General features: G+C 47.5%; 12 protein-coding genes and 1 pseudogene. 5 read left to right on the top strand and 8 right to left on the bottom strand.

Annotation, left to right across the window (positions count from 1 at the left end):
• Positions 1 to 2: 2 nt before the first annotated feature.
• The 3 genes and pseudogenes from T472_RS18375 to T472_RS20725 form a co-directional block, all read right to left on the bottom strand.
• The gene (locus T472_RS18375) at positions 3 to 359 is read right to left on the bottom strand and encodes a Lin0512 family protein (RefSeq protein WP_023388211.1); all 357 of its coding nucleotides are present in this window, start codon (positions 357 to 359) and stop codon (positions 3 to 5) included.
• A 236-nt stretch (positions 360 to 595) separates the two neighbouring features.
• Positions 596 to 757 (bottom strand): helix-turn-helix domain-containing protein, encoded by a 162-nt coding sequence (locus T472_RS20730; protein WP_500691695.1) that lies wholly within the window; start codon positions 755 to 757, stop codon positions 596 to 598.
• Between the two features lie 84 nt (positions 758 to 841).
• Positions 842 to 2,524 (bottom strand): annotated as a pseudogene (locus tag T472_RS20725) (sigma-54-dependent Fis family transcriptional regulator); the annotation flags it as partial.
• A gap of 181 nt (positions 2,525 to 2,705) precedes the next feature.
• Between T472_RS20725 and T472_RS18360 the strand changes: the two are divergent.
• The gene (locus tag T472_RS18360) at positions 2,706 to 3,800 is read left to right on the top strand and encodes an NADH:flavin oxidoreductase (protein ID WP_023388210.1); all 1,095 of its coding nucleotides are present in this window, start codon (positions 2,706 to 2,708) and stop codon (positions 3,798 to 3,800) included.
• A 55-nt stretch (positions 3,801 to 3,855) separates the two neighbouring features.
• On the opposite strand, the gene T472_RS18355 is transcribed toward T472_RS18360, so the two are convergent.
• The 3 genes from T472_RS18355 to T472_RS18345 all read right to left on the bottom strand — a co-directional run bounded on the left by T472_RS18355 (position 3,856) and on the right by T472_RS18345 (position 6,337).
• On the bottom strand, positions 3,856 to 4,683 hold the full coding sequence (locus tag T472_RS18355) for a 4Fe-4S binding protein (RefSeq protein ID WP_023388209.1): 828 nt from the start codon (positions 4,681 to 4,683) through the stop codon (positions 3,856 to 3,858).
• An 8-nt stretch (positions 4,684 to 4,691) separates the two neighbouring features.
• Positions 4,692 to 5,327: a flavodoxin family protein gene (locus T472_RS18350; RefSeq protein WP_023388208.1), complete on the bottom strand. Its 636-nt coding sequence runs from the start codon at positions 5,325 to 5,327 to the stop codon at positions 4,692 to 4,694.
• Between the two features lie 62 nt (positions 5,328 to 5,389).
• Positions 5,390 to 6,337 (bottom strand): hypothetical protein, encoded by a 948-nt coding sequence (locus T472_RS18345; protein WP_023388207.1) that lies wholly within the window; start codon positions 6,335 to 6,337, stop codon positions 5,390 to 5,392.
• Positions 6,338 to 6,580: 243 nt separating this feature from the next.
• Here T472_RS18345 and T472_RS18340 point away from each other — a divergent pair, with 243 nt between their 5' ends.
• Positions 6,581 to 7,819: an MFS transporter gene (locus T472_RS18340; RefSeq protein WP_023388206.1), complete on the top strand. Its 1,239-nt coding sequence runs from the start codon at positions 6,581 to 6,583 to the stop codon at positions 7,817 to 7,819.
• A 132-nt stretch (positions 7,820 to 7,951) separates the two neighbouring features.
• Positions 7,952 to 8,164, top strand: coding sequence for a TOBE domain-containing protein (locus T472_RS18335; RefSeq protein ID WP_023388205.1), 213 nt, complete (start codon positions 7,952 to 7,954; stop codon positions 8,162 to 8,164).
• A gap of 87 nt (positions 8,165 to 8,251) precedes the next feature.
• Here T472_RS18335 and T472_RS18330 read toward each other — a convergent pair whose 3' ends face one another.
• Positions 8,252 to 9,379, bottom strand: a complete 1,128-nt coding sequence (locus tag T472_RS18330) for an aldo/keto reductase (RefSeq protein ID WP_023388204.1) — start codon at positions 9,377 to 9,379, stop codon at positions 8,252 to 8,254.
• A 388-nt stretch (positions 9,380 to 9,767) separates the two neighbouring features.
• Here T472_RS18330 and glnA point away from each other — a divergent pair, with 388 nt between their 5' ends.
• Together glnA and T472_RS18320 are read left to right on the top strand one after the other, a co-directional pair.
• Positions 9,768 to 11,090: a type I glutamate--ammonia ligase gene (gene glnA, locus T472_RS18325; protein ID WP_023388203.1), complete on the top strand. Its 1,323-nt coding sequence runs from the start codon at positions 9,768 to 9,770 to the stop codon at positions 11,088 to 11,090.
• 18 nt (positions 11,091 to 11,108) lie between these two features.
• A complete protein-coding gene (locus tag T472_RS18320; RefSeq protein ID WP_023388202.1) occupies positions 11,109 to 11,687 on the top strand; it encodes an ANTAR domain-containing response regulator in 579 nt (192 codons plus the stop codon).
• A 73-nt stretch (positions 11,688 to 11,760) separates the two neighbouring features.
• Here the strand turns inward: T472_RS18320 and T472_RS18315 are convergent, their stop codons facing one another.
• Positions 11,761 to 12,051: a hypothetical protein gene (locus T472_RS18315; protein ID WP_023388201.1), complete on the bottom strand. Its 291-nt coding sequence runs from the start codon at positions 12,049 to 12,051 to the stop codon at positions 11,761 to 11,763.
• Positions 12,052 to 12,362: the final 311 nt, after the last annotated feature.

Genomic DNA, 12,362 nt, shown 5'->3' with positions numbered 1-12,362 from the left:
ACTCAAGTGATACCTACTTCTACACACGCTATGGCAGCTTCGATGCTGTCATCTCTGTCCCCGAACCTCGGAAGGTATATCCCAGGCACGTTCAGACCTCCATGGACCGCCCTGACGATAACCTCACCTACCGGAAGGCAGTTCTTTATGCCCTCCACGTCAATGAGCTCCGGTTTAGTCACAGCTACCGTCACCTTTATCCGCACCCCCTTGTCAAGGTCATCAATATGCAGCACCTCCTGCAGTCCGCACAGGCAGCTTTTCGATATTGCATCCTTTACAGCCTTTCGTGCTGCATTGTTGATGTCCTGTCCATGAAAGTCCATTCCAATTCCAAACTCGATGATATACCTCTCCAATAAAACCTCCCTCCTTCCTTTTTTTCATGAACAACCTATATATAGCATCTTTCATGCCAACCTTGAATTATCCGAATCATTTGACAACTTTACATCAGATTGCCCTGTTTTTGACCAACCATTAATAATTGCATGCCAAAAAAAACAATCCGGAAAATCTGCTGTTTTTACAGATCTTCCGGATTCTCACTTTTGAGATTTATTGTCTCAATTTCAAAATCGTCTCATATTTGAGATTAGGATAACCGTCCTGATGCTTCCTTGGAGTTTATGCCGTATTTCTTAAGTCTCCTGTACATGGACGCCCTGCTTATACCAAGCTTTTCAGCTGCCAGGCAAACATCACCGCCGCAATCCTTGAGTACGGTCTCGACGTTTCTGCCTTCAAGCTCATCCAGCGTCCCGTTGAATGCCCTTGCCTGATGTTTGCTGCTCTTAGGTTCATCTATGGAATCGAAATAAGCGGATGCATCCGTCAGGACATTCCCTGTTCCAGTATAGAAGGCCCTTTCAATGCAATTCTGGAGCTCCCTCACATTACCCGGCCAGTAATGGCCTTCAAGCTCCCTTAAGAACCTTCCGTCCATTTCCTTGCTTATTTCAGGGTACCTCTGGTTGAAGTGCTCGAGGAATTTCTCTGCGCAATAGGCTATGTCCTTCTTCCTTTCTCGGAGTGGCGGAATTGTCAGCTTAAGAACATTGAACCTGAAGTAAAGGTCCTCCCTGAAGTTCCTTGCCGCCACCTCGTCTTTAAGGTTTCGGTTGGTGGCTACTATGATCCTTATGTCCAGCTTCTTCTCGTACTTGCCGCCAAGCCGCTGCACGCATCTCGACTGGACTATCCTAAGAAGCTTGGGCTGGAATTCAAGAGGCATCTCCCCTATCTCATCCAGGAGGATGGTCCCGCCGTCAGCCAGCTCGAATTTGCCTGGTTTACCTTCCTTAAGGGCTCCTGTGAATGCACCCTTCTCATATCAGAAGAGCTCGCTTTCAACAAGGTCCCTGGGTATGGATGCACAGTTGATCGTAACAAAAGGCGCATCCGCCCGGGCACTTGCATTATGTATCGCCTGCGCGAAAAGTTCCTTCCCGGTGCCGCTCTCACCCTCGATCAGAATATTGCCGTCATACTTCGAGTACTTCTGAGCCATCTGGATCACCCTCTTCATTACAGGATCCGTGGCATATATGTCATCGAAGGTATAGGTGGCATGGTTTCCTGTGACCTTGTTCACTGTCTTAAGCAGCTGCTCCTGCCTCATCATGGATACCGAGTAACCGATGATGCTTCTCTCGAAGATTATGGGAGAAATGCTGGCGCTCATCTGATAGGTCATGCTGCCGAGAATAAGCTTGCAGTCATTCCTCACATGCCTCTTTCCCTGTACGCTCTTTTCTGACGCTACCCACGGCATGTCGGGCATAAGGCTCCTGAAGTCCATTCCTGAGAGTTCAGAAAGCCCCATGAACAGTATGTTCTCTGCCGCCTTGTTCATCCATACGCTCCTGAAGGATTCATCGAGGATGACGATCCCGTCAGACGAGCTGTCAAGTGCGGTCCTCATCAGCCCCGTAGTATGCCTCTGCAGTATCTGGTTCTCTATTCCAAAGGCTGCTGCTGCAACTATGCCCAATGAATGGGAGTTTACCATTGATGCATCTCCAGATATGTTAAGACATCCAACGACCTCGCCGTTCAGTCCGTGTATCGGGGATGCGGAGCAGGTCCATTTGTGGTGGGTGATGCAGTAATGCTCTGCACCTGCCATCTGTATCTGCACATCCTGGTCAAGGGCAACGCCAATGGCATTGGTGCCCACGGCATCATCGTTCCACAGCATTCCCACCTCGAAATGCATCTCATGTGCCATCCTGTTGACGGCTTCATCTCCGATCGTCTCTAGTATATATCCGCAGCTGTCGGTGAGCACAAGGAGGAAATGTGATCCGCTCACTATATCGAAGAGGTTCCTCATTATCGGTCCTGCGATGTCGATCAGCCACTGGTTTTCTTCACGTATGCTCTTAAGGAGCTCCGGATCTGTCTTCCTGCCCATTCCTCCGAAGGGGTCGACCTTCTTCTTGCTGCACTTCATCCAGCTCAGTGCAACGTTCCTGTTCACTCCAGGATTCATTGTGCCCTTGTATATGAACTCTTCCCACATTCTCTTTTTCTCATCGAGGTCCAAATTTCTCATTCCTCCTCTAAACGTTTTCAGGTCGTCCACTTGAATTTTATCACGAATTTGAGACAAAATCAGTATTTTTTGGAAATTTCAGACCATTCAATACCCAAAAACATCCTCGGTTGATATAATGATAATGTCAAAACAAGGAGGTTGGAATATGGCAGGACTATTCGATTCAGGGAAGATAGGAAATACCACACTTAGGAACAGGCTCATCATGCCGGCTGTCGCAACATGCTACAGCGACAACGGTTATGTGACGGAAGACCTTTTGAACTACCACAGAAGACTTGCTGAAGGCGGCGCAGGTGCCATAATAGTAGAAGCGGCTTATCCATGGAAGGGCATCGCCTACGGAACAGGGGCACTCGGAATCTGGGATGACTCAACAATCGAGGGCCTGAGCACTTTGGCAGAAACGATCAGATCAAAAGGAGCTTGTGCCATACTTCAGCTGGGCCACAACGGACCTCAGGGATCAGCCGACCTTGTGTCCCCTTCGGGTATTCCCTACATTAGGGACACCTCACCAAGGGCTCTGACTATAAATGAAATCATCGAAATCGAAGATGGCTTTGCAGCCACGGCTGTAAGGGCAAAACAGGCAGGCTTTGACGGAGTTGAGCTCCATGCAGCACATCTCTATCTCCTGAGCTGCTTCCTTTCCCCCTATATGAACAAAAGGACTGACATATACGGAACCGATGCAGAAGGCAGGTCAAGGATTGTCTGTGAGACGATAAGGAAGATCAAGGAAAAGTGCGGTGAAGACTATACAGTCAGCGCCAGGATCAACGCAAGGGATGGCATGGAAGGCGGCATGGACAGGGACGAGCTCAAAGCTGTAGTCGGATACCTTGAAAAAGCAGGGGTAGATGTAATAAACCTGTCATCAAATGACATCCCTTTCCCTGCTCAGCTCAAGAGATGCACTGTAGGGGCTGTTTCAATACCAAGAGCCGATGCCGAGCAGGGTATCTTTACCGGATATGCGGCTGAAGTCAAGGAATATGCAAAGGTACCGGTGATAGCAGTAGGCAAGATCACTGACAGGGAGTTTGCCGAGAATATCATTAAGTTAGGCTCAGCAGATTTCATAGCTATGGCAAGACCCCTGATAGCTGACCCGAACCTTCCAAACAAGTTCCAGTCAGGCGAAGCGATCAACAGCTGCATCTACTGCAACGCCTGCATAGGCGCAGTTGCAAGGAACAGAAGGATGGTCTGCACGGTAAACCCGGACATAAAATGAGGTAAGAATAAATAAGAAGGGATAAACTGCAGGTCCAGTTTATCCCTTCTTATTTCTATTTTTCCGGTATGCAGGTTTCACATGGGACCTTGGTCTGACACTTGTCGCAGCCGTAGCGCGGTTCAAATCTTGCAGCTGTTGTATCAAGGTAATCAGAGCACTTCTTGTGGTCTTTTCCCTTCAGGACCGAAATGGCACCTGCCGGACATCTTTTCGCACAGGCTCCGCACATGCTGCAGTTCTCATAAAGCTCAGTGTAGTATCTCTCATCCTTTTCAATATCCATGTCTGTAAGGATGCTTGCGAATCTTCCGGCAATCCCATGCTTTGTGATAAGCCCTTTAGAAAGGCCGAATGTCCCATGGCCCGAAATATAGGCCACATGCCTTTCTGACCAGTTGCTTGAAAACCCTGCCTTTTCTGTATCGGTATTCCCATCGTGTATGAGAGACCAGTACCTTCCGTCAAGTGATGGAGCCATGGCTTTGTATCCATAGGATTCAATTTCAGCAACAGACATGGCCAGCATCATGTTGATGAACGCCTGCCCTTCGATCCTTCCATGCAGCCATGCGCTTGAAGGCCATTGCGGAGACGAGTCTTTTCCTCTCCTTACCTCCTCGGTGAATGGGAGGAAGATTGAGATGACAGTTTTCACCCCAGGCATCCATTCCTGAGGCGACATGAAATGGGGACCGATGACAGTTTTTTCCTTCAGCTTATCAAATGTCGGATCCATAGGATCGCCAAACGCAAACAGCGGGCTTTCAAATATCCTCATTCCGGAAAGCTCTGGCCGTATGACACAGTCCTCAGCAACACGATTCGCAGAAGATCCTTCAACAATACCGGATACAGTCTGGATCAGTTCTACCCTTTTCATACAGCCTCCTATCTTATGAAGTTCATCCTGACCTTCTTTTCCCTTTCAGGTGCCGGGTAGGTCTTTTTGCCTTCATCCACAACCTTCATGAGCCATGCCATGTTCTTGCCGAGAAGCCTCATTATCTGCATACCTTCCTCATCCTTTTCCACTTCGCCTGGAGCAGCCCCATGGATCACATTCCAGTAGTTTGAGGATGGCATGAGCATTTCAGCATATAGTATGTATCTGTTCATCATATCGAATGCGGGAACTCCTCCCGACCTTCTTACTGCTCCTACTGAAGCTCCAACCTTATGCCTGAAAAGTCCCCCGTTGTTGCTTGACACGTAGAATGCCCTGTCGAGGAACGCCTTCATCAAGGCAGAGATACCGGAAAAATGTATCGGAGACCCAAGAAGTATTCCATCAGCCTCCTTCATCTTCTGTATCCATAGGTTAAGGTCATCTCCCTGCAGTACGCACTTCTCATCCTTGTTTTTCGCGCACATCCCGCATGCTATGCATTCCTGGACCTGCCTGGCCCCGACATGGATCATCTCAGTCTCTATGCCTTCCTTCTCAATCTCATTGAGGACGAGCCTCAGCGCATGATATGTGTTTCCTTCCCTTTTCGGACTTCCGTTGATTGCAATTACCTTCATCATATTCCTCCGATTTTAAATGATCTATTCCATCTGATCATTGACATACTTTTCCTGTTCTGTCAGATCCTCTCCCTGACTCTCAGTCCTTCTATCTTCCCCATGGCCCTCAGGAACATGCAGTTTCGTACTGCCAGGTTTCCCTTCCACCAGTTCTCTGAAATGGCGAACTCCTTAGGGTATCCTTCCCAGTTCCATGAGATATCCCATACCCCATCCTCATTCCTTCTACTTACCAGCCATTCTGCTTCCTTAATGGACAGGTCTCCCAGCCTTCTGTCCACTTCATCCCCCTTTGACTTTACAAAATGTGATGGATATGAGCAGTAGCCTCCCCAGTTGTCCCTGTCTGATAGTATCAGCTCTGCAGCCCTCTCGGTAAAGGCTTTTGCAGCATCCTCATACCTCACAAGATTTTCCACCCTGGCCTTTGATATGTCCTCCAGAAGGTCCTGGATACATATCAAAGGATGCATGTCGATCTTCTTATTATCAAGAAACTCCTTGATAAGCTCATCAGCAAGCAATATGCCTTTTTTGAACAAACCGGAATTCCTCTCTGCAAATAGAAGTATGAACCCTGTAAGTGTCGCTGTTGGGTTGAACCTCTCCCTTTCTTTACTCCCAGATTGATATGACCACCACGGGGCATGGGGATAGGAATCATTTGACTGGGCTACATTTTCCCATCTGCCCTCTCTGAAACCTGACTCACTGTCAAGGTAACCGAGGATTGCACTTACAAGGCCATCCCTTCTGTCCTGAAATCCTGACTCCTTAAGTATTCCAACCGCCGCTGCCGTCTGTACCGGTGTGGAGGATGGATTCCATGAATCCGCCTCCAGCGCATGGCCAAATCCACCATCACTGTTCTGGTATGCACTAAGGCAGGTCATGACCTCATGTATTGAGCCTTCCTCGAAGTGGTATTTCCATCTGGCAAGGTCAATCGGTCTTGCGTTTCTCAGCATCCACACTCGGATCCTGTCAAACTCCTTCCATTCAAGCACGGGAATCGCCTCCTTTCTGCTGACTCAATTTTACTATAAAACAAATCCCAATGGTATTGTATACATAGGCAGAATATTGGCAAACTAATAATCATCGAATGTTTTCGTCATACTATTACTAAATATCACGTCGATTGACAAAAAATGTATACTTCACAATATCATTGTTATACAATCAGAATTAAAGAAGCAAGTAGTACACCTAAATTTGTCGGAATATTAAAAATATCAGAGGTGGATTTGATGGATAGAGCCAGGAAGGTCTCGATCGGAAGCATATTGATGGTAATGGTTGCCATAGGCTCAAATGTTTCCATGTCAGTTTATCTTCTTCCAGTATGCAGGCTTTATGATATAAGCATAACCCAGGGGTCCCTCATTTTTACCATTGCTGCTGTCGGGGCTCTGGTATCATCGCTTGCAATCGGAAAGATACTTGATGCGTTCGGTATCAGGAAAGTTGTCGTAGCCAGCGGAGTCATGATGTTCCTTTTCTTCGCATCCATAGCCTTCATGGGACTTCCTTTCGTTTATGCCGCCTCATTCCTTCTGGGTTCTGCATCTGTCCTGGCTGGCTTCGCATCTGCGCAGGTCGTAATAACCTGGTGGTATGCCAAAGGAAGCGCGAAGGTCATGGGATTTCTTGGAGTTGGAACCGGCTTCGGAGGAATATTCATAGTTCCCGCCGCTGCCTGGCTGATAGAGAACATCGGGGTTAGGAAGGCTGCGCTTGTTCACGGAAGCTTTGCAGGAATCTGGATTATCCTGACAGGTCTCTTTTTTCTCTCGGAGCATCCTTCCCATTACGGCCTGAAGGCTAATGGCTCCGACGAGATGTCGCAGTCAGAAGATAAGCCCGTTACCGGACTTGCAATGCGCGATATCAAGGTCACACTTCCATTCTGGCTGATCTTTGCAGCCTGCTTCCTTATCGCACTTGCATTCATGGGTTACTTCAACAATGCCTCTGCAATCTACCAGGGAATGGGAATAACAGCAATACAGGCTTCACTGTGCATATCCATATACAGTATCGCAAAGATGGCGTGGGGACCGATATACGGTTTTCTTACTGATAAGAAAGGGGTCGGCCTGGCCACTCTGATATGCATGATGCCGTCAGCCATTATTCTTGTGCTTACACCATTCCTAAAGGGCTTTGCAGGTGCTGCAGTACTCGCAGTCCTCATAGCTCCTGCAACTGTAGTGGGGATGCTGGGAACCCTCGCATTCATCAGCGTATTCGGGACCAGGGAGTCTGGAACCCTTGTAGGACTTTCCCATGCGGCTACAAGCATAGGCGGGATAATCGGACCTCCGATGGCTGGATTTTCATATGATTCAACGGGCTCCTACGTAACTTTTCTGGTCATCGCAGGTCTGCTCATGATGGCAGGAACCCTCCTTACATACATATCGACAGGCAAAAGAGCAATGCATTCCATTCGAGAGAAGGAAGGATCACTTGTCATTCCCAAATGACCAACGGATTGCAGGTTGGATATAAAAGTCACTTATTCATACCACTTCTGTAACACCTGGTTAACATTGTACATGGTATTATTCAATTGTATGCGATATAATTTAGTCAAAATTCAAACAGGAGATGATATTTTGAAGCTAAGTGCAAGAAACCAGCTCAAAGGAAAAGTGGTCAGCATAAAGGAAGGCGCAGTTAACGCCATAGTAGTAATTGACATAGGCGGAGGAAACAAGATAAGCGCTACCATCTCTATGGATGCAGTCAAGGAGCTCGGACTTCAGGTTGGCTCTGACGCATATGCAGTGATCAAGGCAACCTCCGTAATGGTAGGGATACCTGACTAGAACATGAGCCAAATTTATATTTTGGCAGAAATTTGATCTTTTCAGTCACAACAAGGATGACCGGTCAAAGGACCGGTCATCTGTTTTTTATGAATTTGCAAAAAGCTTGTCTATTACAGGCATTATCTCAGAAACCTTAATGTTCTGCGGGCACTGCTCCTCGCAGTTCCTGCAGGCAGTGCAGGCATCTGCAAGAGTCTCCATTGCGAAATAGAGTCCCTTTGATTCATCCATCTTCTTTATCGCAGTGGAATTGTATGCCTCGAATATCCCCGGTATGTTGAGTCCGAACGGACAAGGCATGCAATACTGGCACTTGGTGCATGGAACAAGAGCCATGGTATCGTAAATGGTCTTGGCCCTTCTGAACATCTCCTTCTCTGGATCTGACAGCATTCCTTTTGATGACCTGTCAGCAAAGACAAGGTTCTCTTCAACCTGCTCCATGGTGCTCATACCGCTGAGAAGCAGAGATACCCCTTCATGGTCCCACACATAGTCAAATGCCCACTCAACAGGTGACTTTGACTCATCAAGCGCATTCTTGACCTGTATCGGCGGAACAGCCAGTTTTCCTCCAAGGAGAGGCTCCATGATGACAAGCCCTATTCCCCTGTCCCTGACCATATTGTATCCTTCGAGGCCAGCCTGTGTGTCTGTATCGATATAGTTGTACTGGATCTGGCAGAAGTCCCATTTGTCATAGCCATCAAGTATAAGCTTGAAAGCGTCAAGGTCATCGTGGAAAGAGAATCCAAGATATTTGATCTTCCCGGCTGCCTTTGCCATCTCAGCCCTTTTCAGTACGTCCTGCTTCAGGATGATGTTCTCCCACCTGTCCCTGTTCATTGCGTGCAGCAGATAGAAGTCAATATGGTCTGTCTGCAGCTTCGAAAGCTGTTCGTCGAGATATTTGTCGAAGTCTTCAGGCTTCTCGATCTTCCATACAGGTGATTTGGTTGCAAGATATGTCTTTTCCCTGTAGCCATCCTTCAATGCCCTGCCAACCAGTGATTCGCTGCTGTACTTATGGTACAGGTATGCAGTGTCCACATAGTTGACTCCGCTGTCTATGGCATGCCTTATCATCCCCACTGCCTTTTCTTCATCGATGTTCCTGCTTCCCGGATCCCCGTCAGTTGTCGGAAGCCTCATGGCCCCGAAGCCTAATGCAGATACCATCAGCCCTGTCTTTCCAAATTCCCTGTACTTCATATTGTCCCCCTCATTTCTCATTTATGATTAGTATATATCATCTTTACTGATCAGTTAAGCATTTGTGCCTAATTTCCCAGCTGAATATCACCAGCCCGGATTACTGGTAAGACCAGATATATCGAAAGTATAACGTTTTCTTTTTTCAATGTCAATGACATGAAACTCCGCATTTCATTTATGGCCCTGACGGAATGAAAACAAACAGGACTATTTACAGGAACATGGAGAAGGATATATAATACAGGTGTCGAGGGAAAACGGGCAATGGCGTCCGCAGCTTAAACCAACAGGTTATGCTGCGGGCTTTTTTATATACGCTGTTCTTCCATTGACGAATAGAGGCTATAATTAGGGGAGAATAATATTTTATACCCAGGAGGTTCAAATGGACAGGAGTGAAGTAATCCAGGCCGTGGTGGAGAATCAGGTGGAATTCATAGAATTGCAGTTCACGGACATATTCGGAATAATGAAGAGCGTATCGATTCCCTCTGAAGAACTTGGCAAGGCTTTAAGTGGAGAGATAATGTTCGACGGTTCAGCCATAGACGGATTTGTAAGGATAGAGGAATCCGACATGTATCTTCGGCCTGACCTTGATACCTTCCTTATCCTGCCTTGGGCAGAGTACCCGAAGGAAGCCAGGCTGATCTGCGACATTGTGGATTCAGAAGGGAATGACTTCAGCGGCTGCCCGAGGAACACGCTGAAGAGGGTTATACGGGAATCCGCTGACAAGGGCTATACACTCCAGGTCGGCCCTGAGTGCGAGTTCTTCATGTTCCACACGACTGATAATGGAGAACCGAGCAGGATAACCCACGACAGGGCAAGCTATTTCGATATGGCTCCTCAGGACCTCGGAGGAAATGCAAGGAAGGATATCGTAAGGACGCTCAAGGATATGGGCTTTTCAGTAGAGGCGTCCCATCACGAGAACGCCCCGGGACAGCATGAGATTGACTTCAGGTACAGTGATGCGCTGAATGCAGCTGACAGCATAATGACCTTCAAGATGGTCGTAAGGCTCATAGCAAAGAGACACGGACTCCATGCGACATTCATGCCGAAGCCTTCCTTCGGGGTAAGCGGCTCGGGAATGCACCTGAACCTGTCATTGAGCTCTGAAGATGGCACCAACCTATTCTTTGACGGCAGCGATGCTCTGAAGATGTCAAAGCTCGCATACAGCTTCATGGCAGGGCTTTTGACCCACGCCAGGGAGTACACCGCAGTCACCAATCCGACAGTCAATTCCTACAAGAGGCTTGTGTCCGGATACGAGGCCCCGGCCCTCATCAGCTGGTCGTCAAGGAACAGGAGTCCTCTCATAAGGGTACCTTCGATCATAAGGGATTCCACAAGGATCGAGCTGAGAAGCCCGGATTCGTCAGCTAATCCCTACACAGCCATAGCTGCAGTACTCGCTGCAGGAATGGATGGTGTCCTTAATGACCTTGATCCGGGAGCACCCCTTAACTCCAACCTCTACGACCTGTCGCAGAAGGAGATCGATGAAAAGGGGATAAGGAGGCTGCCCTACAACCTCTATGAGGCTGTGAACTGTTTGAATGAGAGCGCTCTCATGAAGGACACACTGGGTGACCATATATTCGAAAAGCTTACAGAAGCCTGTATGAAAGAATGGGATAACTATTCCAGCCAGATAACTGCCTGGGAAATCGAGAGGTATCTTCAGAGATTCTGATCCCTTTGGAGGAGCACTATGAAAGAACAGACGATAGTCATTGGCCACAGCAGCATGTCGGTCATTGAAAAGCTCCGTACCTCCCTTGAGAGGCGGGGATACAGGATATACGCTTTCCAGAGCATAGAGGAGGTATTGAGGACTGCCAGGCGGGTCAAGCCTGACATAGTCATCATGCCCCTTGAAATCGGAGGTTCAAGCACGGTGGCAACGGCAAGGGTCCTTGAATCCGACTTTGTGACCTCAGTGGTCTTCATTGTCGACCAGCCGGAAGGACCCTTCAGGAAGACCCTGGAGACAATGAACCTCTATGCCTACATAACCTTCCCCATGACCCTTGATTCCCTCTACAAGACCGTAGAGCTCGCCGTGAACACATCGAGGAAGATCCTTGAGCTCAAGCTCAAACTCCTTGAAGTGGAGAAGAAGCTGGAAGGCAGGATCACAGTCGAAAAGGCCAAGGGAATACTGATGAAGGAAGAGAACATGACTGAGGAGGAGGCCTTCGCCTGCCTTCGGAAGATGGCCATGGATATGTGCCTTCCCATGGAAAAGGCAGCAAAGGCTGTCGTATCCCATGGATTCAGGAAAGAGTGAAGAGCAGGAAGTGTGCACGTAACGCACTCTTCCTGCTCTTCATCATTTTGTGCATTGTCAGGGACTAATCCCTTCAGGCTCCGTAGACCCAATGGTTCATTCCGCTGAATACATCCGGGCCGTTCTTGAATGCCACGTAGTTGAAATAAAGCTCGCTGCCTATCTCCTTGCCCTTGAGGATCAGATTGCCCAGGTCTCCCATGTCAACCATGTGGAGCCTTCCAAGGTCATTGAAGCCCTTGACTTCATTTATGTTCTTTATCTCATCAACAAGTTTTTCTGCATCGTGCGGAAGAGCATTTATTCTGAGAACCTCTTTAAGCTGCTCCTCAAGTTCTGTAAGGCTTATGAATGCCTTTTTCATTTCCCATTTCCCCTCTTGTAAACAAATTTCGCGTACCACATTATTATAATCAATTAATAAAATAATGCAATAAAAATTTCAAAACGTGTAAATTGTCGTTAATATTTTAACATTTTCTTGTACTTGCTCCATAATTTTTAATTTTACTATATTTTACTCTGCTAACATTCCAATATATCAGTAATACCGCTAACATGAATATAGTATCATGTTGTATCGTTATGTATCACTATGTGGCTTTGCATCGTCCAAAGCCATTCCAAAATGGAACAGCTTCAATAGACTTTTTTCAAGGACCACAAAAAAACAGC

It is taken from the genome of Youngiibacter fragilis 232.1, from assembly GCF_000495435.3.
Classification (GTDB): domain Bacteria; phylum Bacillota; class Clostridia; order Clostridiales; family Clostridiaceae; genus Youngiibacter; species Youngiibacter fragilis.
The sequence above is the reverse complement of the archived record's forward strand: the minus strand, read 5'-3'. Positions and strand labels throughout refer to the sequence as shown.

What these genes read in the sequence shown, in the direction of transcription:
- T472_RS18360 (WP_023388210.1), top strand. Translation starts at nt 2,706, where the DNA reads ATGGCAGGACTATTCGATTCAGGGAAGATAGGAAATACCACACTTAGG.
- T472_RS18355 (WP_023388209.1), bottom strand. Translation starts at nt 4,683, where the DNA reads ATGAAAAGGGTAGAACTGATCCAGACTGTATCCGGTATTGTTGAAGGA.
- T472_RS18350 (WP_023388208.1), bottom strand. Translation starts at nt 5,327, where the DNA reads ATGAAGGTAATTGCAATCAACGGAAGTCCGAAAAGGGAAGGAAACACA.
- T472_RS18340 (WP_023388206.1), top strand. Translation starts at nt 6,581, where the DNA reads ATGGATAGAGCCAGGAAGGTCTCGATCGGAAGCATATTGATGGTAATG.
- T472_RS18330 (WP_023388204.1), bottom strand. Translation starts at nt 9,379, where the DNA reads ATGAAGTACAGGGAATTTGGAAAGACAGGGCTGATGGTATCTGCATTA.
- glnA (WP_023388203.1), top strand. Translation starts at nt 9,768, where the DNA reads ATGGACAGGAGTGAAGTAATCCAGGCCGTGGTGGAGAATCAGGTGGAA.
- T472_RS18320 (WP_023388202.1), top strand. Translation starts at nt 11,109, where the DNA reads ATGAAAGAACAGACGATAGTCATTGGCCACAGCAGCATGTCGGTCATT.
- T472_RS18315 (WP_023388201.1), bottom strand. Translation starts at nt 12,051, where the DNA reads ATGAAAAAGGCATTCATAAGCCTTACAGAACTTGAGGAGCAGCTTAAA.